This window comes from Skermanella mucosa (genome assembly GCF_016765655.2).
Classification (GTDB): domain Bacteria; phylum Pseudomonadota; class Alphaproteobacteria; order Azospirillales; family Azospirillaceae; genus Skermanella; species Skermanella mucosa.
The window spans coordinates 2,382,647-2,408,293 of sequence record NZ_CP086106.1; the positions used below are offsets into that span (position 1 = coordinate 2,382,647).

Consider the following 25,647-nt stretch of genomic DNA (forward strand, 5'->3'; position numbering starts at 1 on the left):
GCCCGCAGGCGGGACGGAGCATCGCCTCCACCGGCAGGCAGTGAAACAGGCACTATTTACGCAGCGGCAGGGACGGCCGGGTCCGATCAGGTTCGGGGAACAATGATGGCGGTAGAGGCAATGGTTCGAGCGACGGGTAAAGGGTTGACTGAAGGGTGCGGCAGGGCGGCGTTGCTTGCCGGCGCCGGGCCGGCCGGCTTCATGCTGACCGGCCTCCTGCTGACGGGACTGATGCTATGGTCCGGGCCGGCGGCGGCACAGGCCGACATCAACCTCCAGAACCGGCTGAACCGGCTGGAGAACGAGATCCAGACGCTCAACAGGCAGGTCTATCGCGGCGGCACCCCGCCCGCCGGCTCCTCGGCACCGGGCAGCACTGGCGTCCCGCCCAGCCTGGCGGCGGATTTCGAGATCCGGCTGTCGCGCCTTGAAAGCGAATTGCAGACCCTGACCGGTAAGTACGAGGAGGCCACGTTCGGCATCACCCAGGCGCGGGAACGGCTGGACAAGCTGGCGTCCGACCTGGAGTACCGCCTGAGCGAGATCGAGAGCAAGCTGAACGCCGAGCCGGGCGCATCTTCTGCAGAGAGCGCAGCCCCGGCGCCGGCCGTGAGATCGCAGACCCAGGCTGCCGCCGCGCCGGCAAAGCCTGCTCCCCAGCAACCCCAGCAGCAGGTGACCGCCGCGGCGCGCCTGCCGTCCGGTTCCGCGCAGGAGCAGTACAATTACGCCTTCGGCCTGCTCCGTGCCGCCGACTACGCCAACGCGGAGGCGGCCCTGGGACAGTTCGTCAAGAGCCATCCCGACAGCCCGCTGACCGGCAACGCCCAATATTGGCTGGCCGAGACCTACTATGTCCGGGGCAAGTACAGCGATGCCGCGGTCGCTTTCGCCGAGGGCTACCAGAAATACCCGAAGGGCTCGAAGGCGGCCGACAACCTCCTGAAGCTGGGCATGTCGCTGGGGCAGTTGAACCAGAAGAAGGAAGCCTGCGTCACCTTCCAGCAGCTCAATTCGGAGTTCCCCGACGCTCCCGCGACGATCAAGCGTCGGGCCGACCAGGAGCGGGGCCGTCTGAACTGCTCGTGAGCCTGGGATGACCCATGACGTCTGCGGCGAGTTCTTCGGCCTGATGGACCGCCTGGGGCCGTTCGAGCCCCGGCCCCGAGTCGCGGTCGGAGTATCCGGAGGACCGGACAGTCTGGCGCTCTGCCTCCTGCTCAAGGCATGGACTGACCGGGCCGGCGGAGCCCTGCTTGCCCTGACGGTGGATCATGGCCTGCGACATAATGCCGCAGATGAGGCCGTTCGGGTCGGCTCCTGGCTCGCGGCCCGCGGCATCGCCCATGACGTGCTCCGGTGGGAAGGGGACAAGCCGGTTTCCGGCATACAGGCGGCCGCGCGCGACGCCCGCCACCGGCTCCTCGCGGATCGCTGCCGTTCCGAGGGCATCCTGCATCTGGCCCTGGCACACCATCTGGAGGACCAGGCCGAAACCATCCTGCTGCGCTTCGCCAAGGGGAGCGGCCCCGACGGCCTCGCCGGGATGTCGCCGCTCCGGGAGACCGGGGCCGTGCGGATCCTGCGCCCGCTGCTCGGCATGCCGCGGGCGCGCCTGAAGGCGGTCCTCGAAGCGGCGGGCCAGCCCTGGATCGAAGATCCGTCCAACCGGTCCGCCGCCTATGCGCGGGTGCGGCTTCGCACCATGGCCGACACCCTCGCGAAGGAGGGCTGGACACCGGCCCATGCCGCCGAAACCGCGCGCCGCGCCGGGCGGACCCGCTCGGCGCTCGAAGTCGCGACGGCGCAACTGCTCGCACGGGCGGTCGAGGTGTGGCCGGAGGGATGCGTCCTGCTGCGCCCGGAGCCGATCCGGGCAGCACCCGACGATCTGGCGCTGCGCGTCCTGGGCCGCTGCCTCGCGTCGGTCGGAGGCGCCCGGTACCAGCCCCGCCGCGACGCTGTCGAGCGGTTCCACCGGTCTTTCTCGGGCGGTGCTCCGCCGCGCGGGGCGACCCTGGGCGGATGCCGGATCATGCCGCGCCAGGACGGCAGGCTCCTGGTGGCGCGGGAGCCGCGTTCCGCGGTCGAGCGCATCGCCATCCGGGGCGGGGCGACGCTTCGCTGGGACGGACGGTTCCTGGTGACGGCGCCATCGGGGGCAGGGGGCGTCGTCGCTCCCCTCGGTGCCGCTTCCTGCGCCGGGGCGCTGCCGAAGCATCTGGAAAGACTTCCGGCGGTTGTGCGGGAGACCTTGCCCGTCCTGCTGCGCGAGGGCGGCGCAAAAAGCTTTCCCCGTTTCGATTTCGCGAATGGAATCAATCCCGAGGAAGAAGCAGGTACCGCATCGGCGATCAGGGCTGTATTCGCCCCTCCGGAACCTGTGGCCGCATCCGCATTCGTAGTTGTTTAAAACCGGGGCTGCATTATCTAATCTGATGGACTTCCCATGTATCGGGATCAAGTGTCGAGGGCTGGCGCCCGGCGTTCATCGAAAGGCGCCGAGGTTGTCCGACGAAAGGCGTGAACCGTGAACAATTTCGGTAAAAACCTGGCTCTCTGGATCATCATCGGGCTGCTTCTGGTGGCCCTGTTCAATCTGTTCCAGAGTTCCTCCACCCGTAGTCCGCAGGCGAGCGTGCCGTTCAGCGACTTCCTGAACGAGGTCGAACGGGGCCAGGTCGCGGATGTGACGATCAAGGGCAACCAGATCAGCGGCCACTTCAGCGATGGCCGCTCGTTCAGCACCTATTCCCCGCCCGATGCCAATGTGGTCGATCGTCTGGCCGATCGGGGCGTCAGGATCAGCGCCATGCCCGACGACAGCAACGTGCCGTCGCTGTTCAGCGTGCTGCTGTCCTGGTTCCCGATGCTGCTTCTGATCGGCGTGTGGATCTTCTTCATGCGCCAGATGCAGTCCGGCGGCGGCAAGGCCATGGGCTTCGGCAAGAGCCGGGCGCGCCTGCTGACCGAGAAGGTCGGCCGGGTGACGTTCGACGACGTCGCCGGCATCGACGAGGCGAAGCAGGAGCTGGAGGAGATCGTCGAGTTCCTGAAGGACCCGCAGAAGTTCCAGCGCCTGGGCGGCAAGATCCCCAAGGGCGTGCTGCTGGTCGGTCCTCCGGGTACCGGCAAGACCCTGACGGCGCGCGCCGTCGCGGGTGAGGCCAACGTGCCCTTCTTCACCATCTCCGGTTCGGACTTCGTCGAGATGTTCGTCGGCGTCGGCGCCAGCCGCGTCCGCGACATGTTCGAGCAGGGCAAGAAGAACGCCCCCTGCATCATCTTCATCGACGAGATCGACGCGGTCGGCCGCCATCGCGGCGCCGGCCTGGGCGGCGGCAACGACGAGCGGGAACAGACCCTCAACCAGCTCCTGGTCGAGATGGACGGTTTCGAGGCGAACGAGGGCGTCATCCTGATCGCCGCGACCAACCGCCCCGACGTGCTCGACCCGGCGCTGCTGCGTCCCGGCCGCTTCGACCGTCAGGTCGTCGTGCCGAACCCGGACGTGCTGGGCCGCGAGAAGATCCTGAAGGTCCACATGCGCAAGGTTCCGCTGGCGCCCGACGTGGACGCCCGGATCATCGCCCGCGGCACTCCCGGCTTCTCCGGCGCCGACCTCGCCAACCTGGTCAACGAGGCGGCTCTGCTGGCGGCCCGCGCCGGCAAGCGCGTGGTCGGCATGGCGGAGTTCGAGAACGCCAAGGACAAGGTCATGATGGGCGCCGAGCGCCGGTCCATGGTCATGACCGAGGACGAGAAGAAGCTGACCGCCTACCACGAGGGCGGCCACGCGATCGTCGCGATCCACATGAAGGACAGCGATCCGGTCCACAAGGCGACCATCATCCCCCGCGGCCGTGCCCTCGGCATGGTGATGCGCCTGCCGGAAGGCGACCGGATCTCCCTGAGCCGCGCCAAGCTGGAGGCCGACCTGGCCGTCGCGATGGGCGGCCGCGTCGCCGAGGAGCTGATCTTCGGCATCGACCGCGTGACCACCGGCGCCTCGTCGGACATCAAGATGGCGACCGACATCTCCCGCCGGATGGTCACCGAGTGGGGCATGAGCGAGAAGCTGGGGCCGCTGCTGTACGGCGAGCCGAGCCAGGAGGTCTTCCTGGGCCACTCGGTCACCCAGCACAAGAACATGTCCGACGCGACCGCGGCCGAAGTCGATGCGGAGGTCCGCCGGATCGTCGACACCGCCTACGCCACGGCGCGGCGCATCCTGACCGACAACCTCGACCAGCTGCATACGCTGGGCAAGGGCCTGCTCGAGTACGAGACCCTGTCGGGCGAGGAGATCAACGCCCTGCTGCGGGGCGAGCCGATCATCCGCACCGACAAGCAGGACACGCCGCCGCCCCCGAAGCAGCCGACCCCCGGGCGCCGGGCTTCGGTCCCGACCAGCGGCAGCAAGGACTCCGGCGGACTTGAGCCGGAACCCCAGCCGGGCACGTAAGGCCGGGGACGCAAAGGGCGATTTTTGGTGGACATGATGGCTCCCATGGGAATGGAGCCGGCAACGAGCCCCGGGTCACTCCGGGGCTTTTGCTTGTCGGCGGAACGGTCCGGCGCTTCCGTGTATCTGCGGCCGCTGGGCATCCTCGGGCACGAGGCGGCGGGCAGGGCGGTGGACGCCGGTGCGGCGCTTCCCCTGGCGGGCGGCCCTCTGGCCTTCGGCATGGTCGAGGCGATCGCCAGGACGGGGGGTGAGGGGAAGACCGGCATCCTGCGCGCGATCGGTCCCCTCGGCGACCTGGCCGGCTGGGCTCCCGCCGCGGACCTCCTGGATGCGCTGTCCCGACCCCGCGCCCCGTTCGCCGGGCTGGCGTTCGACCGGCCCGCCGTCATGGGTATCGTCAACGTCACTCCCGACAGTTTCAGCGACGGCGGCGACTTTCTGGACCACGACCGCGCCGTCGCCCAGGGCACCGCGCTTCTGGACGCCGGGGCCGACATCCTGGACGTGGGCGGCGAGTCGACGCGGCCGGGGGCCGATCCGGTTCCGGTGGAGGAGGAGGTCCGGCGGGTCGTGCCGGTCATCCGGCACTTCGCGGAGCGGGGGGCGATCGTGTCGATCGACACCCGCCACGCCGCCGTCATGGCGGCGGCGCTGGAGGCGGGGGCCGCGATCGTCAACGACGTCACGGCCCTGACCGGCGATCCCGGCAGCCTCGACGTCGCGGCCAAGGCCGGCGTGCCCGTCGTCCTGATGCATATGCGCGGCGAGCCCCGGACCATGCAGCAGGCGCCGGAGTACACGGACGCTCCCACCGACGTGTACGTCTACCTCGCCGAACGGGTCGCCGCCTGCCTGGAAGCCGGGATGTCCGCCGGGAACCTCTGCGTCGATCCGGGCATCGGCTTCGGCAAGACGGTCGAGCATAATTTGCAGATCCTGCGCCATGCGGCGCTGTACCATGGGCTGGGCGTGCCGCTGCTGGTCGGGCTGTCCCGCAAGCGCTTCATCGCGTCGCTCAGCCGGGGCGAGGCGCCGAAGGACCGGATGGCCGGCTCGCTGGCCGGGGCGCTGGCCGCCTTCGACCAAGGCGCCCAGATCCTCCGCGTCCACGACGTCGCGGAGACCTGCCAGGCCCGCGCCCTGTGGGCAGGACTGCACCTTCGGCGGGTTTGAAGCCCCGGGCTTGGCTATCGCCGGCATTTTCGGATAAGAACGGCAAGACTGTTCGAGAGGAATGATGACGCGTAAACTGTTTGGCACCGACGGCATCCGCGGCACGGCCAACATCGAGCCGATGACCGCCGAAACCGCCCTCAAGGTCGCCATGGCGACGGCGGTCCAGTTCCATCGGGGCGATCACCGGCATCTGGCGGTGATCGGCAAGGACACCCGCCTTTCCGGCTACATGCTGGAGCCGGCCCTGACCGCGGGGCTGATCGCCATGGGCATGGACGTCGTGCTGGTCGGGCCGATGCCGACGCCGGCGGTCGCGATGCTGACCCGGAGCCTGCGCGCCGATCTCGGCATCATGATCTCGGCCTCCCACAATCCGTTCCAGGACAACGGCATCAAGCTGTTCGGCCCCGACGGCTACAAGCTGTCCGACGAGGTCGAGGCGGAGATCGAGGGCCGTCTGGCCGATCCGCTGGGCTCATCGCTGGTCAAGCCGGCGGCGCTGGGCCGGGCGAGCCGCCTGGAGGACGCCAGCGGCCGTTACATCGAGTTCGTCAAGAACACCTTCCCGCGCGGGCTCCGCCTCGACGGGCTCAAGATCGTGGTCGATTGCGCCAACGGCGCCGCCTACAAGGTGGCTCCCAAGGTCCTGTGGGAACTCGGGGCGGAGGTCGTCTCGGTCGGCGTCAAGCCCGACGGCATCAACATCAACCGCCAGTGCGGCGCCACCGCGCCCCAGATGCTCCAGAGCGAGGTGGTCGCCAACGGCGCCGACCTCGGCATCGCGCTGGACGGCGACGCGGACCGGCTGATCCTGGTGGACGAGAAGGGCCGGCAGATCGACGGAGACCAGGTGATGGGTCTGGTCGGGCGGTCGTGGTGCGAGTCGGGCAAGCTGAAGGGCAACGGCGTCGTCGCCACCGTGATGTCCAACCTGGGTCTGGAGCGTTCCCTGAAGGGGCTTGGGCTCGACCTCGTGCGGACACCGGTCGGCGACCGCTACGTGGTCGAGCACATGCGCGAGCACGGGTTCAATGTCGGCGGCGAGCAGTCGGGCCATATCGTGCTGAGCGACTACGGCACCACGGGCGACGGGCTGATCGCGGCGCTCCAGGTCCTTGCCGTGATCCAGGAAAGCGGCCGGCGCGTCAGCGACGTCTGCCGGGTGTTCGAGCCGGTGCCCCAGCTCCTGAAGAACGTCCGGTTCGAGGGGGGCGCGGCACCGCTGGAGGACGGGCAGGTGAAGGCGGCGATCCGGGACGGCGAGGCGCGGCTGAGCGGCTCCGGCCGGCTGCTGATCCGCAAGTCCGGGACCGAGCCGGTCATCCGCGTCATGGCCGAGGGCGACGATGAAGCCTTGGTGAATGCCGTCGTCGGGGATATCGTTCAGCGGATCCAGGAAGCGGCGGTGCGGCAACAGGAAGCGGCTGAATGAGGGGAAGGGTCTTGATCGTCGCCGGCTCCGACAGCGGAGGCGGCGCCGGTATCCAGGGCGACATCAAGACGGTGACGGCGTTGACCGGCTATGCCGCCACCGCCATCACCGCGCTGACGGCGCAGAACACCCTGGGCGTGTTCGGCATCCATCCGGTGCCGGTGGAGTTCATCGCCCAGCAGATGCGGCTGGTCCTGGAGGATATCGGGGCCGACGCGATCAAGACCGGCATGCTCCACAGCGGGGAGGTGATCGACACGGTCGCCGACGTGCTGGAGGAGCTCGGCGGCGATATCCCGCTGGTGGTCGATCCGGTGATGGTCGCGAAGGGCGGAGCCCTGCTGCTCGATCCCGACGCCAGCCACGCGCTGCAGCGCCGGCTGCTGCCCCGCGCCGACGTGATCACGCCCAACATCCCGGAAGCCCAGGTGCTGAGCGGCCTGGAGATCCTGGACCTGGACGACATGCGCCACGCGGCCAACCTGATGCTCAGCTACGGCCCCAAGGCCGTGCTCCTGAAGGGCGGCCACATGGAGGGCGAGACGGTCACCGACCTGCTGGTGACCAACGACGGGGAGGAGGTGTTCACCTCCCGCCGGATCGACACCCTGCATACCCACGGCACCGGCTGCACGCTGGCGTCCGCGATCGCGACCGGCTTGGCCCAGCGGCTGACCTTGCCGGAGGCGGTGACCCGCGCCCGGAACTATGTGGACCAGGCGATCCGGCAGGCCCCGGGCTATGGCGGCGGCCACGGCCCACTGAACCACGCCTGGACCGTCGCGGACGGGTTCTGACAAGGCCGGTCAGACCATCGAAACCGTCGCCCCGACCGGGCTGCACAGCAGGTCGGCGATGACCTCCAGCCCGTGGCGCACGTCCTCGCGGCGGGCTGGCATGGACAGGCCGACGCGGACAGCGTGGGGAGCGGCGCCCCGGCCGACCATGAAGACGTCGGCGCCGGTCAGGATGATGCCCCGGCTGCGGGTCTCGGCCACGAAGTCTTCCCGCCGCCAGGGATCGGGAAGCTTGAGCCAGAGATGCTGCCCGACCGAAGGCACCGCGACGGCCGGGCCGTCGCGCAGGATCTCCGCCGCCAGGTCGTGGCGCGCTCGGCACTCCCGGCACTGGGTCTCGGCGAAGCGGTCGGCGCTGCCGTCCTCGATCCAGCGGGTCGCCAACTCGCCCATCAGGGGCGGTACCGCGTAGTTCAGCGCGCGCATCGTGGCCTCCAGGCGCGGCATCAGCCGGGGTGGCGCCACCAGATAGCCGATCCGGAGGCCCGGCGCGATGCTCTTGGACAGGCTGCTGATGTGCAGCGTGATGTCGGGCGCCAGGACCTGGATCGGCGCAGGCCCGTCCGGCACCAGGAAGCCGAAGACGTCGTCCTCCACGATGGTGACATCGTACTTCCGCGCGATCTCGATGATCCGCCGCCGCCGCTCCGTCGGCATGATCGCCGTCGTCGGGTTGTGCAGGGTCGGCACGGTGTAGAGCGCCTTGGGCGCCGACTGCCGGCAGGCCGATTCGAACGCGTCGGGCAGCAACCCTTCGTCGTCCATGGCAAGCCCCTCCAGCCGCAACCCCAAGGTGGCCGTGAGCGCCTTCATGCCGAAATAGGTCAGCCGTTCCGTCAGGATCAGGTCGCCCGGCCGGGTGACCGTCGTGAAGGCGATGGCCATGCCGTTCTGCGCGCCGCTGGTGACCAGCACGTTCTCCGGCCCGACCGAAACCTGGTGCCGGGCCAGCCAGCGGGATCCCGCCTCCCGATGGGCGGGCAGCCCGCCATGGGGCGGGTAGTTGAGCATGTCGGCAAACCCGGCCGGATCCTTCATGCCGGAGAGCAGGGCGGCCAGGGCTTCCGCCACCCCGGCGGCGCTGGGCGTGCAGAGCGACAGGTCGACCACCGCCGGAGTGTCGCCGGGCGGTGGCGGCAGCTGCGGCCACTCGTCTCCGGCGTTCCGCACGGTCCCCGCCTTCACGTAGGTGCCCCGGCCGACCTCTCCCCCGATCAGCCCGCGCCGCTCGGCCTCGGCATAGGCGCGCGTGATCGTGCCGACCGTGACCTTGAGGTGGTAGGCCAGGTCGCGGTGGGTCGGAAGGCGCTCGCCGACGGGAAGCCGGCCGGCGGCGATGTCCGCCGCCAGCGCGTCGGCGATGGCCCGGTAGCGCGGACCGGGATATCTGTCGAGATCGGGAAGCCAAGTTGTCATGGTGACAATGTATTCATTGACCCCCATCCCAAGCAAGCAATAATCACATTGTCTCGAATGTAGCGAGGCAGAACGCCAGAGGATGGAGGATTGTATGCATACAATTGACGCCGCCACACCTCCCCGGAAGGGGACGCCGGCAATGACCGCGAAGTCTCTCCGCATCGTCGGCGGCATCGCCGTCCGCCAGGTCCTGGCCGTCCTGTCCGCCTTCTTCGAGATCCTGATGACGTGGCGCGAGAACGCCCGCCAGAGGCGGGACCTGCTTGCGCTCAGCGACGACATGCTGAAGGATATCGGCGTCAGCCGGGCCGAGGCGAATCACGAGGGGAGCAAGCCGTTTTGGCGGAATTGAAACCGTTCATCGACAGGAGCGGTGCCGAGATCCGGTTCCGGTGCGAACCGGATCTCTCTCCGGTCGAGTTCATCGACGTGTTGCGCCGCTCCGGCCTGGCAGAGCGCCGCCCGGTCGATCAGCCCGAGCGGATTTCCCGGATGCTGGCACAGGCGGACCTGATCGTTACCGCGCGCGATGGGGACAATCTGATCGGCGTCGCCCGGTCGGTCACCGATTTCAGCTATTGCTGCTACCTGTCCGACCTGGCGGTGGATCGGCAATGGCAGGGACGGGGCATCGGCCGGGTATTGATGACCCGGACGCGGACCGCCGCGGGTGGCGACGCCGTGCGTTGCATCCTGCTGTCAGCCCCTGCGGCGATCGAATTCTACGAAAAGGTGGGGCTGGAACGGCATCCCAACTGTTTCGACTTCACCAACCTGCCCGATTGAGACCCGAACGAGACCGAAGCGAGAGACGCCATGAGCCAACGGATTTATCAGGTCGATGCCTTCACCGACACGGTGTTCGCCGGCAATCCGGCGGCTGTGATGCCGCTGGACATCTGGCTGCCGGACTCCACGCTGCAGGACCTCGCGGCGGAGAACAACCTGGCCGAAACGGCCTTCTTCGTCCCGGAAGGGCAGGAGGGCTACCGGCTGCGCTGGTTCACGCCGACCACGGAGGTCGATCTGTGCGGCCACGCGACCCTGGCCTCCGCCTATGTCATCATGTCGATCCTGCGCCCCGGCACCGAGCGGGTCGACTTCACTACCCAGACCGCGGGAAACCTGACGGTGACCCGGCGCGGCGACCTCTTCACCCTCGATTTCCCGGCCCGCCCGCCCGAGCGGCCGGCGGAAGACCAGGATGCCGTCCGCGCCGATCTCGCCGCGGCGCTCGGCGGCCCGGCTCCGTCCGACCTGCTGATCGCCCGGGACCACATGGTCGTGTACGATGACGCCGCGTCCATCGCGTCCCTGAAGCCCGACATGGGGGGGCTTTCCCGGCTCGACCGGGGCGTGCTGGTGACGGCGCCGGGCGGGGACGTCGATTTCGTGTCGCGCTACTTCGCTCCCCACCACGGCATTCCTGAGGACCCGGTCACCGGCTCGACCCACTCCACGCTGGTGCCCTACTGGGCGGAACGGCTGGGCAAGACCGAATTGTCCGCGCGCCAGCTCTCCGCGCGTGGGGGGCAATTGTGGTGCGAACTGCGCGGCGACCGAGTCATGATCTCCGGCAAGGCCATGCTTTACATGGAAGGCACCGTCTACCTGTGACCGACGTCTCGATCACCGAAGCCGCCGGGGACGACGACCTCGGCGCCGTCCGCGGCCTGCTGATGGACTACGGCAGGGCGCTGGACTTCGCGATCTGCTTCAAGGGCTACGAGCGCGAGGTCGCGGCACTTCCCGGCCTGTGGCTGCTGGCCCGGCAGGACGGTGAAGCCGTCGGTGTGGTCGGCCTCGCGGCGGCCGCCGACGGCACCGGCGGCTGCGAGATGCGGCGGCTCTATGTCCGCGACGACAGGCGCGGATCCGGGCTGGGGCGCCGCCTGTGCGAGGCGGCGCTGGATGAAGCGCGCCGGCGCGGCTATACCGGCATGCATCTGGAGACGTTGCCGTCCATGGCCGCCGCCCAGGCGCTCTACCGGTCGCTGGGCTTCGAGCCCGTCCCGGCCGGGCCTGCCGGCGCATCGGACGGCATCATCCATCTGACGAAGAGGCTGTGACCACGGCCCGCCACTGGGGCCCGACACTGGGGGAGAGACCAAGCGCATGAAGTCGATGTTTTTCGAGGATTTTCGGGTGGGCGACCGGTTCGGGACGGCAGGGATCACCCTGACCGAGGCCCAGATCATCGATTTCGCGCTGATGTACGATCCGCAGCCGTTCCATGTGGATGCCGTCGCCGCCGCCAAGGGTCCCTATGGCGGCCTGATCGCCAGCGGGTTCCAGACCCTGGCGCTGACCTTTCGCCTGCTGCGCGATACCGGCATCATCCATGACAGCAGCATGGGCGGCAGCGGCGGCGACCAGCTCCGCTGGCTGCGTCCGGTCCGTCCCGGCGACACGCTCAAAGTGGTCGTCGAAGTTATCGAGCTCCAGCCGTCCCGGAGCCGCGATGACCGGGGGAAGGTCAGACTTCAATACAATACTTATAATCAGCGTGACGAACAAGTACTTAGCATTCTATTGGATCATATCATTGCGCGGAGAACTCCCGAAACGATCGCCGTCTAACATCTATTCTTTTACTGGTCTTTTGGTGTATAAGTGACTTCCTCTGAAGTGGGGATGGCGCTTACATGCCCGACCGCACGCCCGTCGAAGTCACTGTCGAATACGAGATGCACATGCTCCAGGACGGGGCATGGCAGCCTGCGGTCGAAGCCCCTTCTGCCGCGACGCTTCTGAAGGCGGCGCAGAAGGTGCTGGCGCTACGGGGGCTTGACGGAGTCCGGGTGGTGCGCGCCTCGCGCTTCCAGGGGTTCGACCATTCCGACCGCGCGATCCTGCTGAAATGGGTGGCGCCCGGCCGGACCGACCCCGATCCCGTCGGCATGCCGACGCTGGGCGGTAGGACGCCCTGCCGCACCCGGCGGGATTTCCATCGGGAGCAGACCCGCGACGACATCCGCGTCCTGCTCGCCCGCTTCCTGGAGCCGCGCCGGCTGACCCCGCTGGAGTTGATCCATTCCGTCAGGAACACGACCGAGCTGGCTTCCGGCAAGGGCATGGTGGAGGGGGCGATCCAGCGCGCCGCGATGGCCCAGGTCCAGGGTGCGAAGGACGCGTCCAAGGCCAGCAAGGCGCGCTACATCGAACTGATCGACGCGGTCCACAAGGCGATCGAGGCGTTGCACGCCGACGACCGCAAACATGCCATCCCCCAGATCGAAGCCGGCAAGTTCCTCGCGGTGGCCTGGGAGATCGAGAGCCGCTATCCCGACGGCGAGGACTTCTCCTACCATTGCCTGCGCGCCCTGACCCGTTACCTGATGGGGGCGGGGAGCTGGGCGGAGAAGCTGTCGCGTCTGGTCCAGCTGGTCCAGCCCGGCCTGGAGGTCCGGCACTACAGGCTGATCGACATGCTGGCGGCGGAGATCCTCGATGCGCCGCCGAGCCTGCGCGAGCTGCGCGGCGGGCGGTTGCGACCGGACCAGACGGTGATCCTGCTGGCCGAACTGCATGCCGGCACCTTCGGCTATCCTGACGGCGGACCGGTGATCGGCCTCGCCCAGCTCAACACCCTGATGAAGGCGAACCTGCTGCCCCGCTGCCGCTCGGTGCTGCGCCGACGGCTCCTGGTCGAGCTGTCCGGACGGTCGGCCCTGCGGCCCGAGGAGGGCCTGTTCCAGGAGATCGAGGCGGTCAGCGCGCTCGGCCGCTGGCTGTCCGAGGTCAACGCCCAGCTCGGTGCCGACGAGGAGATCCGGGCGACCCTTGAGCAGCGGATCGGCTCCGTCCTCACGGAGGCGCGGGTCGCCACGGAGCTGGAGGGGCTGCGCACCCAGTCCGAGCGCATCGACCGGCTCAGCCGACTGATCCGGATGGTTCCCGGCGAGCCGGACAGGGTGAGGCTGCGGCGGCATCTCACCGGCCTGCTCGTGACCGAGCCGCTGCTCCGCGAGACGACCGGGGGACGCAGGACCGTGGTCGAGACGGTGGAGGCCCTGGTCGATCTCCAGTCCTCGATCCGTCTCGCCGGCCTCGCCGACGACGTCGCGGGGCCGATCCTGAACGAGCTGGACGGCGCCGCGCTGGAGGCTCTCCGCAACGGCATCATGGGCGTGAAGAAGCCGCTTGCGGAACGGATCGCCCTGCTCCTGAAGATCTGCGGGCAGGTCAGCTTCCCGGAGGGGCGCGCCCGCGCCTTCGTCGCCGAAACGCTGGAGCGCGCCATGAAGAGTCCCGATTTCCAGACGATCTGGTCCAAGCGCTTCGGCAGCGAGGCGGAGCGCAAGCAGGGCATGGCCAAGCTTCAATCGGCGCTCTGGTCGGTCGGACTCCCGGGTGCTGCGGCCTGAGCCGAAGCGATCCGGAAGGGATGCTTCCTTGCTAATTATCTTGTGCCGCCATGCCGCGGGCGCAGAACGGAATTGCGCCGTTGATTTGGCAAAGGTCGCTAACTAGTATCCGCGCCGGGCCACAACCCCCCAACGGGTTGCAACTATTCTGCAAGGAATAGCCTCCATGAAGCCGACTGCGCGGCCAAAGAATACCCATTTCTCCTCCGGTCCCTGTGCGAAGCGTCCCGGCTGGACGCTGGAGGCGCTCTCCGACGCGCTGCTCGGCCGGTCCCACCGCTCCAAGCCCGGCAAGGCCAAGCTGGCCGAGGTGATCGAGCTCAGCCGGTCGATTCTCGGCATCCCCGCCGACTACCGCATCGGCATCGTCCCGGCCTCCGACACCGGCGCCGTCGAGATGGCGATGTGGTCGCTGCTGGGCGCCCGGCCGGTCGACATGCTGGCATGGGAAAGCTTCGGCAAGGACTGGGTGACCGACGTGGTCAAGCAGCTGAAGCTGGCCGACACCCGGACGCTCCAAGCCGATTACGGGTCGCTGCCCGACCTGTCCCAGGTCGATTTCAGCCATGACGTGGTCTTCACCTGGAACGGCACCACCTCGGGCGTGCGCGTGCCCGGCGGCGACTGGATCCCGGCCGACCGCGAGGGTCTGGCGATCTGCGACGCGACCTCGGCCGCCTTCGCGATGGACCTGCCCTGGGACAAGCTGGACGTGGTCACCTGGTCCTGGCAGAAGGTCCTGGGCGGCGAGGCGCAGCACGGCATGTTGGTGCTGAGCCCGCGCGCCGTGGCCCGGCTGGAGAGCTACAAGCCGTCCTGGCCGATGCCGAAGATTTTCCGCATGACCAAGGATGGCAAGCTCAACGAAGGCATCTTCAAGGGCGAGACGATCAACACGCCGTCCATGCTGGCAGTGGAGGACGCGATCGACGGCCTGAAATGGGCGCAGTCGGTCGGCGGCCTGCCCGGCCTGATCGAGCGCTCCGAAGGCAACCTCCGCGCACTGGCCGACTGGGTCGCCCGGACCCCCTGGATCGATTTCCTGGCGGTCGAGCCGTCGATCCGCTCCTGCACCTCGATCTGCCTGAAGATCGTCGATCCGCAGATCACCGCGCTGGACGCCGCCGCCCAGGCCGACGTCGCCAAGAAGGTCGCGGCCCTGCTGGAGAAGGAGGGCGTCGCCCTGGATGCCGCCTCATACCGCGACGCGCCTCCCGGCCTGCGGATCTGGGGCGGAGCCACCATCGACCGGAGCGACATCGAAGCCCTGATCCCCTGGATCGAGTGGGCGTTCGAGACCGTAAAGTCGGAAACCGTCAAGGCCGGCTGACCCGGAAGGAAGGTACTGGAATGCCCAAAGTCCTTATTTCGGACAGCCTGAGCCCGCGCGCGGTCGAGATCTTCCGCGAGCGCGGCGTCGAGGTCGACGTCAAGACCGGCCTGAAGCCCGACGAGCTGAAGGAGATCATCGGCGGCTACGACGGCCTCGCGATCCGCTCCGCCACCAAGGTGACGAAGGACATCCTGTCCGCCGCCACCAGCCTGAAGGTGGTCGGCCGGGCCGGCATCGGCGTGGACAACGTGGACATCCCGGCGGCGACCGCGCGCGGCGTCGTCGTGATGAACACGCCGTTCGGCAACTCGATCACCACGGCCGAGCACGCCATCGCCATGATGTTCGCGCTCGCCCGGGAGATCCCGGCGGCCAACGCCTCGACCCATGCCGGCAAGTGGGAGAAGAACCGCTTCATGGGCGTCGAGCTGACGGCCAAGGTGCTGGGCGTGGTCGGCTGCGGCAATATCGGCTCGATCATCGCCGACCGGGCGCTGGGGCTGAAGATGCGCGTCGTGGCCTACGACCCGTTCCTCAGCCACGAACGGGCGGTCGACCTGGGCGTGGAGAAGGTGGAGCTGGACGACCTGCTGGCCCGCGCCGACTTCATCACCCTGCACACGCCGCTGACTGACGGCACCCGCAACCTGCTCAACGCCGAGTCGCTGGCGAAGTGCCGGAAGGGCGTCCGGATCATCAACTGCGCGCGCGGCGGCCTGATCGTCGAGGACGACCTGAAGGCGGCGATCGAGAGCGGCCACGTGGCTGGCGCCGCCCTCGACGTATTCGCGTCCGAGCCGGCGAAGGAGAACCCGCTGTTCGGCATGGAGCAGGTGATCTGCACGCCGCACCTGGGCGCCAGCACCACCGAGGCGCAGGAGAACGTGGCGCTCCAGGTGGCGGAGCAGATGGCGGACTATCTCGTCTCCGGGGCCGTGGTCAACGCGCTGAACATGCCGTCCGTCTCGGCGGAGGACGCGCCCAAGCTGCGGCCCTACATGCAGCTGGCCGAACAGCTCGGCAGCTTCGCCGGCCAGATCACCGAGAGCGGCCTGAAGGGCGTCACGGTCGAGTACGAGGGGCACGTCGCCGAGCTGAATACCCGGCCGCTGACCGCCCTGGTCCTGATGGGCCTGCTGAAGCCGCTGCTGGACAGCGTCAACATGGTCAACGCCCCGGTGATCGCGCGCGAGCGGGACATCGAGATCGCGGAGACCAAGCGCGAACGGGCCAGCGACTACCAGACCCTGATGCGCGTGATCGTCCACACCGAGCAGCGCAACCGGTCCCTGACCGGCACCCTGTTCGGCGGAGAGAAGCCCCGGATCGTCGGCATCGAGGAAGTGCCGATCGAGGCCGAGGTGTCCAGCCACATGCTGTTCATCCGCAACGAGGACAAGCCCGGCTTCATCGGCCATCTCGGCACGACGCTCGGAAGCGCCGGGGTCAACGTCGCGACCTTCCACCTGGGCCGCACGGCCCCGGGGGAAAACGCGATCGCCCTGGTGTCGGTCGACCAGCAGATCAGCGACGAGCTTCTGCACAAGATCGGCACCCTGCCCAGCGTCGTCCGGGCCAAGGCACTGACCTTCTGACGGAAAGCGAACAGGGCGGAGGGTGCGCGTCCCGCGCATCGATGGGCGGCGGGACGCCGCCCCTCCGCACCCGTTCAGAACATCACGAGCTGGCGTACGGCGGTGCCGTCCGCCAGCTTGTCGAACGCCTCGTTGATCTCGTCCAGCCGGATGCGCTCGCTCATCAGGGCGTCCACCGGCAGCTTGCCCTTCTTGAACATCCGGATGTAGCGGGGAATGTCGCGCTTGGGCACGCCGCCGCCCAGGTAGCTGCCCTTCAGCGTCCTCTCCTCCGCAACCAGCGAGACCGCCGGGATCGACATCATCTTGGCGGGGTTGGCGAGGCCGGAGGACACCGTCGTGCCGCCGCGGCGGGTGATCCGATAGGCCATCTCCAGCGCCGGGGCCGAGCCCGCCATCTCGAACGCGTAATCCACCCCGCCGCCGGTCGCCTGTTTGATCCGGGCCTCCACGTCGGGCGATCCGGCGTTGAAGACGTCGGTGGCACCCAGCTGCCGCGCCAGGTCCAGCTTGCGGTCGATCATGTCGATGGCGACGATCCGGTCGGCACCGGCCATGATGCAGCCCAGCATGGCGTTCAGCCCGACTCCGCCCAGACCGATCACCGCCACGCTGGCGCCGGCGAAGACCTTGGCCGTATTGACCACCGCGCCGACGCCGGTCAGCACGGCGCAGCCGAACAGCGCCGCCTCGTCGAACGGGATGGTATCGTCGATCTTCACCGCGGACCGGGCGGAGACCACGGCGAACTCGGCGAAGGCCGAGACCCCGACATGGTGGTGGACCGGCTGGCCCTGCGGACCGGTGATCCGCATCCCGCCGCCCAGCAGCGTGCCGGCGCCGTTGGCGGCGGCGCCCGGCTCGCACAGGGCGGGGCGCCCCTCGGAGCAGGGGCCGCACAGCCCGCAGCTCGGCACGAAGACCAGGGCGACATGGTCGCCCGGCCGGAACTCCTCGACCCCATCGCCGATTTCCTCGACGATGCCGGCCGCCTCGTGCCCCAGCGCCATGGGCATCGGCCGGGGCCGGTCGCCGTTGATAACGGAAAGGTCGGAATGGCACAGGCCCGCGGCCTTGATCCGGACCAGCATCTCGCCGCGGCCGGGAGGTGCCAACTCGACCTCCTCGATATGCAGCGGCTTGCTGTCCGCATAGGGCCTGGGAAGCCCGATCTCGTGCAGTACGGCGGCCTTCGCCCTCATCGCTTCCCCCCTCCGGTATTGGTCTCCTTACCTCATGAATAGCGCATTCCGCCGGCCGCACGGCGGAAAATTCAGGGCATCCGGCGCAGCACCGTGTCCAGGGTGGCGCTGCCGTCCCGGGCCTGCCAGGACCCTGCCAGGGCGCCGTCGGGGCGCAGCCGGAAGCGGAGCTGGTTGAGCGCGGGTTCGTCGAACACCAACTCGCCGTCCGCGAAGGAACCCTCGCGGCGCGACGATTCCGCCCGCTCCTGCGCCATCAGGCCGGAGCCCAGCAGGTAGCTGGCAACGACGCGGTCGCCCTCGACCTGCTCGATGTTCAGCATCACCTCGCGGCCGTTCCGGTAGAACCCGTACCAGGAGCCGGTCAGGTCGGTCGCCACCGCCGGCTTCACCGACGCCAGCGTCGAGCCGAACCGGGCGTTTCCTCCGCCATTGCCCAGGTCTGCGCTCGGGCGACGGCCCCAGGAGGTCTCGCAATCGGCCTCGTCGGCGGGCGTGCGGATTTTTCCCGCCACGAAGCGGCCGATGCAGCCGGCGAAACGGCGGGCGAACAGGCCGCTCGCGGCGGCGGAATGGCCGATCAGGTCGGCCGGCTGGTCGATTATCAGGTCGCGCACCGGCCGGTCGCTGCGGATCGCCCGCGTCATATCCCCGCGGCCGCCTGGGTCGTAGCCGTCGCCATGGAAGAAGACCATCATCAGCGGCGTCGTCCCGACCTGGCGCAACAGGCGGTAAAGCTCGGTCGCGTTGGCCCGCCAGGTGCCATACGAATCGGTGAAGCTGCCATAGGCGGCGGGGGCGGTGGCGACCACCGCGTCGGCGACTCCGTCCTCGGCGACCGCCGCCAGGGCGGCGAAGGCCCCGAAGCTCTGGCCGGCCAGCCCGATTCGGGCATAGCCCTGGGCGCGCAGGTCGCGGGCGGCCTTGGCGAGCCGGGCTCCCGTTCCGCTCAGGCTGTCGGCGTGGCGCAGCCGGTTCAGCCGGAAGGTGTCCCAGCCCTGTTCGGCCAGGGCGCGGATATAGGGCGGGGTCGGCGCGCGCGAGTCTTCTTCATGGAGCGACAGGCCGTGCGCCCAGACGATGGCGCCCGCGGCGCGCTGGGGACCCAGCGAAAGCTGCTCCGGAACGGCCGGCTCCACCCACATGGCCGGTTTCGCCGCCGGCGTCGCGGCCGTCCCTTGCGGGGGCGCAGCCAGAACGACCGCCAGCCCCATCGCCAGTCCCGCTGCAACTCCCGTCGAAGCCCGCCCCAGCCGGTCCCGAACCCATTTCATCGCCGCAACCCGATTCCCATGGTTAATGCTCGGACCCAGGGTCGGGCAGGCGTGGTGAAAAAACGGTTAGTACCGCAATTAATCGGCTGGACGGACCGTTACCCGGCACCCTTCCGGTTTGTGTTGTCCCGCAACCGGGCGGGGCGGTAGGCTTCGGCCACGGTCCAGGCCCCTCGACCGCCTTGTCTTCACCCTGAAGGCCCCATGTCCGAACCTGCCGCGACAGATGAAGCCGCCCGGTCCCGCATGGCCGAGGGACGCCCGTCGGAGGCCGCCACGATCTACCGCCGCGCCATCGCCGAACAGCCGGATGACGTCACGCTGTACAACAACATGGCGGCGGCGCTCCGGCGGACGGGTGATCGGTCGGGAGCGCTGGCGGCGCTGGAGCGGGCCGGCCGGCTGCTGCCGGGACATCCGACGGTGGCGCTGAACCGGGCAGCGCTGCTGGCGGACCTGCGCCGCCCGGCGGAGGCCCGCGACGTGATCGCCCCCGTGGTGGCGTCCCGCCCCGGCGATGCCGACGCGGCGCTGGTGCTGGCCGGCGCCCTGGCGGACCTGGGCGACTTCACCTCCGCCATCGCCACGTACCGGCGCGCGCTCGACCATTCCCCCGACCACCCCGGCCTGCGGCTCAACCTGGGCAACCTGCTGAAGCGGACCGGCGACAGGGCGGGGGCGGCGGACTGCTATGGCGCCGTCCTCCGCCGATGGCCCGATCATACCGGCGCGATGCTGGCGGCGTCCGCGCTGCTTCAGGAGGACGGATCGGCCGAGGACGCCGAGAGCCTCTGCCGCGCCGCCCTCGCCCTGGACCCGAACCTGACGGAGGCGCATCTGCTGCTCGGAAACGGGGCGCTTTCCGCCGGCCGCGCGGCCGAGGCGGCCTCCCGCTACCGAAGCGCCCTCGCCACCGATCCGGCCCACGGCGGCGCGCAACTCACCCTCGGCACGGCGCTTCAGGAACTGGCCCGCCATGACGAGGCCCGGAAATGCTTCGGCCGTGCCCTGACGGTCGATCCCCTCGATGCATCCGCCCGGTTCCGCCGCTGCTTCGCCGAACTGCCGATCATCTACCGGGATATGGGCGAGGTCGACCGGGCGCGGGAAGCCTACGCGGCCCGCCTGGAAGAGCTGGCCGACCATTACGCCGCCGCCCCGACGAAGGAACGAGTGGCGGCCGCGACGGCCGTGGGCGGCAGCCAGCCCTTCTATCTGGCCTACCAGGGGCGCTGCGACCTCAGCCTGCAGACCCTCTACGGTAACCTTGTCTCCGGCCTCATGGCCGAACGGTACCCGGAATTCTCCCGACCGCTGGCTGCCCGGCGCAGGAACGGCGGTCCCCTCAGGGTCGGGTTCGTCGCCGGCCATATCGGCCGGCACTCCGCCGTGAACGTGTCGCTGCGCGGATGGGCGGACGCGCTCGATCCCGCGCGAGTAGCACTGTTCTGCTATCACACCGGCTCCGGGTCGGACGACGAGACCACCCGGTTCGCATCGCTCTCGCAGGTTTTCCGCCGGGGGCTGGGCAGGGTGGAGGACTGGGCCGAGGCGATCCGGCGCGACGACCTGGACGCCCTGGTCTTCGGCGATGTCGGCATGGACCCGATGGCGGTGCGCCTCGCCGCCCTGCGCCTCGCTCCCGTCCAGGCCATGTCCACCGGCCACCCCGTGACGACCGGCCTGCCGACCATGGACCTGTATCTCAGCTCCGCCCTGATGGAGCCGCCGGGCGCGCAGGCCCACTACCGCGAGACGCTGGTGCCGCTGCCGAACCTGGGCTACGCGTATCGCCCGCTCGACCCGCCGGCGGTGCCGCTCACCCGCGCCGACCTGGGATTGCCCGAGGACGCGCCGGTCTTCTGGTGCTGCCAGTCCCTCTTCAAGTACCTGCCGTGCGACGACGACCTGTTCGTCCGGATCGCCGCGCGCCTGCCGGACGCGCTGTTCCTCTTCATCGACTACATGCCGGCGCCGCGCGTGGCGCTCACCTTCCGCCGGCGCCTCGCGGCCGCCTTCGCGCGGGCCGGGCTGGATGCCGACCGCCACTGCCGCTTCCTGCCGCAGATGGACCTCGCGCGCTTCCATGCCGTGGCAGGGCTGACCGACATCTTCCTCGACAATCCCTCCTGGTCCGGACACAACACGGCGCTGGAAGCCTTGCCCCACGGCCTGCCCATCGTCACGCTTCCAGGCGCGCTGATGCGCCAGCGCCATTCCGCGGCGATCCTGGAGATGATCGGCGTTCGGGAGACGATCGCCCCCTGCCGGGACGGTTATGTCGAGATCGCGGTTCGCCTGGGGAGCGACCGGCGACTCCGCGCCGACCTGCGCCAAGCAATGCGCCGCGCCGCGCCCCAGGCGTTCCACGACTCCAGCGCCGTGCGGGCGCTGGAGTCGGTGCTCGAACAAGGGGGTTCAGCGTAGCGCGAACTGCACCGGGACGACCAGTTCCAGGCTGCTCCGGCCCAGATCGGCCGGGATTTTCGGCAGGGGCTGGGCGCGCCGGATCATCTCCAGCACCTCCTCGTCCAGGGCATCGTAGCCGGAGCTTTTCTCCAGGCGGTACGACAGCACGGCACCCTCGGCGTCCATGGTGAAGCGCAGCAGCGCGGTCCCCTGCTGGCGCATCCGCTGCGAGGATTGCGGATAGCGCTTGTGCCGGTTCAGATGCTGGAGCAGCCGCTGCTGGAAGCTCGGCATGACCGAGGACTGCGCCACGGCCCGCGGTCTCGCTGGTGCCGGTTCGGCTTCCGCGACCGGGGCGGGAGCGGGCGGCGGAGGTGCTGGGGCCGGCGGCGCCGGCTCGGGCGGGCGCGGCTGTTCGACCAGCTTGGGGCGCGGCGGCGGCGGTTTCTGCCGCGGCGGCTTGGGCGGCGTGATTTCCGGCAGCGCCACTTCCGGCTCGACCTGCGGCGGCGGTTCCTCCTCGGGGGGCGGCTCCGGCGGCGGAGGCTCCGGGATCGGCTCCGGCTCCGGCGGGGGCGGCTCGGGAGGAGGGGGCTCCGGCGGGGGCGGTTCCGGCGGCGGTGGTTCCGGAGGCGGCGGGGGTGGTTCCGGCGCCGGCTCCTCGACCGCAGGCTCCGGCGGGGGCGGTTCGGGCGGCAGGTCGATCAGGACGGGGCCGGCGACCTCCGCCGGGGGAGGCGGGGTGTCCAGGGCGAGCACGCTGGCCAATATGCCGGCATGGACCGCCAGCACGAAGCCGGCGCTCAGGCCCCAGCGCAGGGTATCGGAACTCATGGTCTGGCGGCGGCCTGATCGGCTGGAGCCATGCCTTCAAGGCCGACGAGGGCGATCTTGAGGTACCCGGCGGCGCGCAGGTCGTTCATGACGGACATGAGGTCGCCATAGTCCACCGTCCGGTCGGCCCGCAGGAAGATGCGCTGCTCGCGGTCGCTGCCGGTCGCCCGATCCAGCGCCGGTGCCAGCGGAGCCCCGCCCAGCGCCTCGTCCCCGATGACCAGGGCTAGGTCGGCCTGGACGGTCAGGTAGAGTGGCTTGTCCGGCTTGGGCTGCGGCTTGGCGGTGGAGGAGGGGAGGTCCACCGGGACATCGACAGTCGCCAGCGGCGCCGCGACCATGAAGATGATCAGCAGGACGAGGATCACGTCGATGAACGGAGTGACGTTGATCTCATGGGTTTCGTCCAGGTCGTCGTCGCCCTGGTCCAGCTTGGCTGCCATGGTGCTACTCCGCCGCCTTGCGCAGGGAAACCATCGCGCGGTCCACGTCGCGCGACGCCAGGCGCTGGAGCTCCGCCGCCGCGTCCATCAGCAGGGCCTTGTAGCCGGCGATGCCGCGGGCGAAGGCGTTGTAGATCACGACGGCCGGGATGGCGGCGACGAGGCCCATGGCGGTGGCGAGCAGCGCCTCGGCGATGCCGGGCGCCACGACCGCAAGGTTGGTGGTCTGCGCCTCCGAAATCCCTATGAAGCTGTTCATGATGCCCCAGACGGTGCCGAACAGGCCGACGAACGGGGCGGTCGATCCGATGGTGGCAAGGATGCCGGTACCCTTCGTCATGCGGCGGCTGGACGAGGCGACAAGGCGTTCCAGGCGCGACGCGATGCGGTCGCGCAATCCCCCCTTGTCCATCCCGGCGAACCACAGGTCGTGCTCCGCGACGGCGGCCCTGACGAAGCCGTGGACCGGTCCGTAGGCCGGGCGGCTGTGCTCGGCGGCTTCGGCCAGCGAACGGGCTGATCCGATCGCGCCGAGCGCCCGGGCGACCCGCCGCTTGGCGGCGCCAAGCTCGACCGCCTTGGCGACCAGCACGGTCCAGGTCAGCACCGATGCCAGCGCAAGCCCGACCATGACCGACTTCACCACGATGTCGGCCGCCATGAACATGCCCCACGGCGACAGGTCGTGGGCTGCGGGAAGCGGTGCTGCTTCTTCCATCCCGACGGGTTCTCCCGCGGCAGGATCGGCCACGGCGGGCTCTGAGGGAGCGGGCTCCGCTGTACCGTCAGCCGTGACGGGGGGCGGGTTGTCCGGGACTTCCTGTGTCGGCTGCCCTTGCGCCGGCTGCTCCTGTGCCGCCGGCGGCGCCTCCGAACTCGGGACCTGACCCAGCGCGGCCGTGGAAAGGCACATCAGCGATACGATCGTGAGGGTCAGCCAGCGTAAGGCGCGGGGTTTCGTCATGCTTCGTTCCCCGGATGGGGTCCCGGACAGTTGGATTGGTGATTCATCCATAAGCGACACAGCCCAGGCATGCAAATGATTTTGCGAGTCATTTGCACAAGCGGGAATGATGCGGCCGGGCGAACGGTGCGAGCGGCGCAAGCCCACAATCTGAACCAGCGTATCGAAACCTTATCGACAAGTATGGGTTGGAACCCGATGATGGGCGTGACGATTCCGTTACCGGCCCGCATGGGGAAGAGACTGTAGATGAAGGGCGATCCCGCCGCTATTCGCCACCTGAACAAGATCCTGACGGGCAAGCTGACCGCAGTGAACCAGTATTTCCTTCACGCCCGCATGCTCAAGGACTGGGGCCTGGAACGCCTGGCGGACCACAGCTACCAGGAATCCATCTCCAAGATGAAGCATGCCGACCGGCTGATCGAGCGCATCCTGTTCCTGGAAGGCATGCCCAATCTCCAGGACCTCAACAAGATCAAGACCGGCAACGACGTGCCGGAGATGGTCGAGCTGGAGATGGAAACCGAGCAAAACGGCCGGGAATCCCTGCTGGAAGCGATCGAAGTCACCGAGCAGATCCGGGATTTCATCACGCGCGAGCTCTTCACCGACATCCTCACCGATACCGAGGAGCACATCGACTGGCTGACCCACCAACTCCGCCTGATCGACGGCATCGGCCGGGAGAATTATAAGCAGGAGCAGATGTTCAAGGGGTCGTGATGCACTACCCCTTGTGATTTGACTCCGGCGATCCGCGAACCTACCGTGCGTGGGTATTCCGACCGGACGGTTGCCGTATCACCGCGGGGAGCGCGCATGGTGCAAGAGACGATAGGGGAGCAGCTCGACGATGCCCTCGCTAAACTTGCGACCAAGCAGGATCTGGTGGAACTGCGCTCGGAGTTGAAGCAGGACATGTCTGAGTTGCCGTTCGCGACCAAGCAGGACCAAGTGGAACTGCGCAACGAGCTTCGCGGTTTCGCGACCAAGCAGGACCACGTCGAACTCCGCAGTGAACTCCATTTGATCGTCAAGGCTGCGGTGCAGGAACTGGTTCAGGTCATCAATCAGAACACGGATGATTTGTGCAAGGAACTTAACCGTGTCGGTATCCCGGTAAGGACGCGGACTCGGCACACGTCATCGGCGGAATGACTTCGACGAGTTCGTAGGTCGGCCTTCGCCCAAAGGGCGAACGCCGACATCCAATCAGGACTGTCGGCATATCTGCATCGACGCCCTCGTCGGACGGGGCGTCGGCGTTTGCCTTACGGCGAAGGCCGACCTACGATTTCACTTCCGCAACGCTGCCGCTGCGCGAGCCAGTTCCTCGATCCTGCCCCAGTCGCGCGCCTTCACCGCATCGGCCGGTGCCACCCAGGACCCGCCGACGCAGGCGACGTTCGGCAGGGCCAGGTAGTCGGGCGCGTTCTCCAGCGTGACGCCGCCGGTCGGGCAGAAGCGCACGGCGGGCAGGGGCGCCGCCAGGGCCGCCAGCATCTTGACGCCGCCGGCGGGTCCCGCCGGGAAGAACTTCATGTGCGTGAAGTTGGCGCCCATCAGGGTCATGACCTCCGAAGCCGTCGCGGCCCCCGGCAGGAACGGCACTTCCGAGTCGGTCGCGGCCCGGACCAAGTCCGGCGTGCAGCCCGGGCTGACGATGAAGCGGGCGCCGGCATCGACCGCCGCCTCATAATGCTTCGGGGTCAGGATCGTGCCGGCGCCGACGGTGGCCTCGGGGACCTCCGCCGCGATGGCCCTGATCGCGTTGGGCGACGCCGCCGTGCGCAGGGTCACCTCGATCGCGGGCAGTCCGCCCTTCGCCAGGGCGCGGGCGAGCGGGACCGCAGTCTCCACGTCGTCGATGGTCAATACGGGGACGACGGGGCCGAGCGCCAGGATGGCGGAGATCGTCTGCATTATTCGGA

General features: G+C 69.0%; 24 protein-coding genes. 17 read left to right on the plus strand and 7 right to left on the minus strand.

The window, feature by feature from the left end; all coding sequences use genetic code 11:
• Positions 1-144: 144 nt before the first annotated feature.
• From ybgF to thiD, 6 genes are all read left to right on the plus strand, one after another.
• Entirely contained in the window at positions 145-1,089 is a 945-nt protein-coding gene (gene ybgF, locus JL100_RS10760; protein ID WP_228421193.1) for a tol-pal system protein YbgF, read from the plus strand.
• Positions 1,090-1,096: 7 nt separating this feature from the next.
• Complete coding sequence (gene tilS, locus JL100_RS10765) at positions 1,097-2,413, plus strand: tRNA lysidine(34) synthetase TilS (protein ID WP_202679844.1); 1,317 nt, start codon at positions 1,097-1,099, stop codon at positions 2,411-2,413.
• Between the two features lie 117 nt (positions 2,414-2,530).
• Entirely contained in the window at positions 2,531-4,465 is a 1,935-nt protein-coding gene (ftsH, locus tag JL100_RS10770; protein ID WP_202679843.1) for an ATP-dependent zinc metalloprotease FtsH, read from the plus strand.
• Positions 4,466-4,585: 120 nt separating this feature from the next.
• The gene (gene folP, locus JL100_RS10775) at positions 4,586-5,641 is read left to right on the plus strand and encodes a dihydropteroate synthase (RefSeq protein ID WP_228421194.1); all 1,056 of its coding nucleotides are present in this window, start codon (positions 4,586-4,588) and stop codon (positions 5,639-5,641) included.
• A gap of 61 nt (positions 5,642-5,702) precedes the next feature.
• On the plus strand, positions 5,703-7,076 hold the full coding sequence (gene glmM, locus JL100_RS10780; protein WP_202679842.1) for a phosphoglucosamine mutase: 1,374 nt from the start codon (positions 5,703-5,705) through the stop codon (positions 7,074-7,076).
• Entirely contained in the window at positions 7,073-7,873 is an 801-nt protein-coding gene (gene thiD / locus JL100_RS10785; protein WP_202679841.1) for a bifunctional hydroxymethylpyrimidine kinase/phosphomethylpyrimidine kinase, read from the plus strand. Before glmM ends, thiD begins: the two co-directional genes overlap by 4 nt.
• A gap of 9 nt (positions 7,874-7,882) precedes the next feature.
• Here thiD and ehuR read toward each other — a convergent pair whose 3' ends face one another.
• Positions 7,883-9,289: a MocR-like ectoine utilization transcription factor EhuR gene (ehuR, locus tag JL100_RS10790; RefSeq protein WP_202679840.1), complete on the minus strand. Its 1,407-nt coding sequence runs from the start codon at positions 9,287-9,289 to the stop codon at positions 7,883-7,885.
• Between the two features lie 142 nt (positions 9,290-9,431).
• On the opposite strand from ehuR, the gene JL100_RS10795 reads away from it, so the two are divergent.
• From JL100_RS10795 to serA, 8 genes are all read left to right on the plus strand, one after another.
• Positions 9,432-9,644 (plus strand): DUF1127 domain-containing protein, encoded by a 213-nt coding sequence (locus JL100_RS10795; protein WP_202679839.1) that lies wholly within the window; start codon positions 9,432-9,434, stop codon positions 9,642-9,644.
• Complete coding sequence (locus JL100_RS10800) at positions 9,632-10,078, plus strand: GNAT family N-acetyltransferase (protein WP_228421196.1); 447 nt, start codon at positions 9,632-9,634, stop codon at positions 10,076-10,078. The genes JL100_RS10795 and JL100_RS10800 overlap by 13 nt, the downstream gene beginning before the upstream one ends.
• A gap of 30 nt (positions 10,079-10,108) precedes the next feature.
• Positions 10,109-10,909 carry a PhzF family phenazine biosynthesis protein gene (locus JL100_RS10805; protein WP_202679838.1) on the plus strand — a complete coding sequence of 267 codons (801 nt, stop codon included), beginning with the start codon at positions 10,109-10,111 and terminating at the stop codon, positions 10,907-10,909.
• On the plus strand, positions 10,906-11,361 hold the full coding sequence (locus tag JL100_RS10810; RefSeq protein WP_202679837.1) for a GNAT family N-acetyltransferase: 456 nt from the start codon (positions 10,906-10,908) through the stop codon (positions 11,359-11,361). The genes JL100_RS10805 and JL100_RS10810 overlap by 4 nt, the downstream gene beginning before the upstream one ends.
• A 46-nt stretch (positions 11,362-11,407) precedes the next feature.
• Complete coding sequence (locus JL100_RS10815) at positions 11,408-11,872, plus strand: MaoC family dehydratase (protein WP_202679836.1); 465 nt, start codon at positions 11,408-11,410, stop codon at positions 11,870-11,872.
• Positions 11,873-11,937: 65 nt separating this feature from the next.
• The gene (locus JL100_RS10820) at positions 11,938-13,659 is read left to right on the plus strand and encodes a hypothetical protein (protein ID WP_202679835.1); all 1,722 of its coding nucleotides are present in this window, start codon (positions 11,938-11,940) and stop codon (positions 13,657-13,659) included.
• A gap of 166 nt (positions 13,660-13,825) precedes the next feature.
• A complete protein-coding gene (locus JL100_RS10825; RefSeq protein WP_202679834.1) occupies positions 13,826-14,989 on the plus strand; it encodes a phosphoserine transaminase in 1,164 nt (387 codons plus the stop codon).
• 20 nt (positions 14,990-15,009) lie between these two features.
• Positions 15,010-16,587, plus strand: a complete 1,578-nt coding sequence (gene serA, locus JL100_RS10830) for a phosphoglycerate dehydrogenase (protein ID WP_202679833.1) — start codon at positions 15,010-15,012, stop codon at positions 16,585-16,587.
• Between the two features lie 74 nt (positions 16,588-16,661).
• Here the strand turns inward: serA and JL100_RS10835 are convergent, their stop codons facing one another.
• Complete coding sequence (locus tag JL100_RS10835; protein WP_202679832.1) at positions 16,662-17,789, minus strand: zinc-dependent alcohol dehydrogenase family protein; 1,128 nt, start codon at positions 17,787-17,789, stop codon at positions 16,662-16,664.
• A gap of 71 nt (positions 17,790-17,860) precedes the next feature.
• A complete protein-coding gene (locus JL100_RS10840) occupies positions 17,861-19,063 on the minus strand; it encodes an alpha/beta fold hydrolase (protein ID WP_202679831.1) in 1,203 nt (400 codons plus the stop codon).
• Positions 19,064-19,267: 204 nt separating this feature from the next.
• On the opposite strand from JL100_RS10840, the gene JL100_RS10845 reads away from it, so the two are divergent.
• On the plus strand, positions 19,268-21,490 hold the full coding sequence (locus JL100_RS10845) for a tetratricopeptide repeat protein (RefSeq protein ID WP_202679830.1): 2,223 nt from the start codon (positions 19,268-19,270) through the stop codon (positions 21,488-21,490).
• Here the strand turns inward: JL100_RS10845 and JL100_RS10850 are convergent.
• The 3 genes from JL100_RS10850 to exbB are packed head-to-tail and all read right to left on the minus strand — an operon-like array spanning position 21,482 to position 23,467.
• Positions 21,482-22,306: an energy transducer TonB family protein gene (locus JL100_RS10850; protein WP_202679829.1), complete on the minus strand. Its 825-nt coding sequence runs from the start codon at positions 22,304-22,306 to the stop codon at positions 21,482-21,484. The genes JL100_RS10845 and JL100_RS10850 overlap by 9 nt on opposite strands.
• Positions 22,303-22,749 carry a TonB system transport protein ExbD gene (exbD, locus tag JL100_RS10855; RefSeq protein ID WP_202679828.1) on the minus strand — a complete coding sequence of 149 codons (447 nt, stop codon included), beginning with the start codon at positions 22,747-22,749 and terminating at the stop codon, positions 22,303-22,305. The genes JL100_RS10850 and exbD overlap by 4 nt, the downstream gene beginning before the upstream one ends.
• A 4-nt stretch (positions 22,750-22,753) precedes the next feature.
• Complete coding sequence (gene exbB / locus JL100_RS10860) at positions 22,754-23,467, minus strand: tonB-system energizer ExbB (protein ID WP_202679827.1); 714 nt, start codon at positions 23,465-23,467, stop codon at positions 22,754-22,756.
• A 495-nt stretch (positions 23,468-23,962) separates the two neighbouring features.
• Here exbB and bfr point away from each other — a divergent pair, with 495 nt between their 5' ends.
• Positions 23,963-24,439: a bacterioferritin gene (gene bfr, locus JL100_RS10865; RefSeq protein WP_202679826.1), complete on the plus strand. Its 477-nt coding sequence runs from the start codon at positions 23,963-23,965 to the stop codon at positions 24,437-24,439.
• Positions 24,440-24,535: 96 nt separating this feature from the next.
• Complete coding sequence (locus tag JL100_RS10870; RefSeq protein ID WP_202679825.1) at positions 24,536-24,874, plus strand: hypothetical protein; 339 nt, start codon at positions 24,536-24,538, stop codon at positions 24,872-24,874.
• 138 nt (positions 24,875-25,012) lie between these two features.
• Here the strand turns inward: JL100_RS10870 and eda are convergent, their stop codons facing one another.
• Positions 25,013-25,639 (minus strand): bifunctional 4-hydroxy-2-oxoglutarate aldolase/2-dehydro-3-deoxy-phosphogluconate aldolase, encoded by a 627-nt coding sequence (gene eda / locus JL100_RS10875; protein WP_202679824.1) that lies wholly within the window; start codon positions 25,637-25,639, stop codon positions 25,013-25,015.
• Positions 25,640-25,647 lie beyond the last annotated feature (8 nt).

Excerpts from the sequence above, each read along its gene's own strand:
- JL100_RS10850 (WP_202679829.1), bottom strand. The coding sequence starts at position 22,306 with ATGAGTTCCGATACCCTGCGCTGGGGCCTGAGCGCCGGCTTCGTGCTG.
- JL100_RS10840 (WP_202679831.1), bottom strand. The coding sequence starts at position 19,063 with ATGAAATGGGTTCGGGACCGGCTGGGGCGGGCTTCGACGGGAGTTGCA.
- eda (WP_202679824.1), bottom strand. The coding sequence starts at position 25,639 with ATGCAGACGATCTCCGCCATCCTGGCGCTCGGCCCCGTCGTCCCCGTA.
- JL100_RS10845 (WP_202679830.1), top strand. The coding sequence starts at position 19,268 with ATGTCCGAACCTGCCGCGACAGATGAAGCCGCCCGGTCCCGCATGGCC.
- bfr (WP_202679826.1), top strand. The coding sequence starts at position 23,963 with ATGAAGGGCGATCCCGCCGCTATTCGCCACCTGAACAAGATCCTGACG.
- JL100_RS10805 (WP_202679838.1), top strand. The coding sequence starts at position 10,109 with ATGAGCCAACGGATTTATCAGGTCGATGCCTTCACCGACACGGTGTTC.
- JL100_RS10825 (WP_202679834.1), top strand. The coding sequence starts at position 13,826 with ATGAAGCCGACTGCGCGGCCAAAGAATACCCATTTCTCCTCCGGTCCC.
- JL100_RS10815 (WP_202679836.1), top strand. The coding sequence starts at position 11,408 with ATGAAGTCGATGTTTTTCGAGGATTTTCGGGTGGGCGACCGGTTCGGG.
- glmM (WP_202679842.1), top strand. The coding sequence starts at position 5,703 with ATGATGACGCGTAAACTGTTTGGCACCGACGGCATCCGCGGCACGGCC.
- ehuR (WP_202679840.1), bottom strand. The coding sequence starts at position 9,289 with ATGACAACTTGGCTTCCCGATCTCGACAGATATCCCGGTCCGCGCTAC.
- JL100_RS10820 (WP_202679835.1), top strand. The coding sequence starts at position 11,938 with ATGCCCGACCGCACGCCCGTCGAAGTCACTGTCGAATACGAGATGCAC.
- tilS (WP_202679844.1), top strand. The coding sequence starts at position 1,097 with ATGACCCATGACGTCTGCGGCGAGTTCTTCGGCCTGATGGACCGCCTG.
- JL100_RS10795 (WP_202679839.1), top strand. The coding sequence starts at position 9,432 with ATGACCGCGAAGTCTCTCCGCATCGTCGGCGGCATCGCCGTCCGCCAG.
- JL100_RS10870 (WP_202679825.1), top strand. The coding sequence starts at position 24,536 with ATGGTGCAAGAGACGATAGGGGAGCAGCTCGACGATGCCCTCGCTAAA.
- exbD (WP_202679828.1), bottom strand. The coding sequence starts at position 22,749 with ATGGCAGCCAAGCTGGACCAGGGCGACGACGACCTGGACGAAACCCAT.
- exbB (WP_202679827.1), bottom strand. The coding sequence starts at position 23,467 with ATGGAAGAAGCAGCACCGCTTCCCGCAGCCCACGACCTGTCGCCGTGG.
- JL100_RS10835 (WP_202679832.1), bottom strand. The coding sequence starts at position 17,789 with ATGAGGGCGAAGGCCGCCGTACTGCACGAGATCGGGCTTCCCAGGCCC.
- thiD (WP_202679841.1), top strand. The coding sequence starts at position 7,073 with ATGAGGGGAAGGGTCTTGATCGTCGCCGGCTCCGACAGCGGAGGCGGC.
- serA (WP_202679833.1), top strand. The coding sequence starts at position 15,010 with ATGCCCAAAGTCCTTATTTCGGACAGCCTGAGCCCGCGCGCGGTCGAG.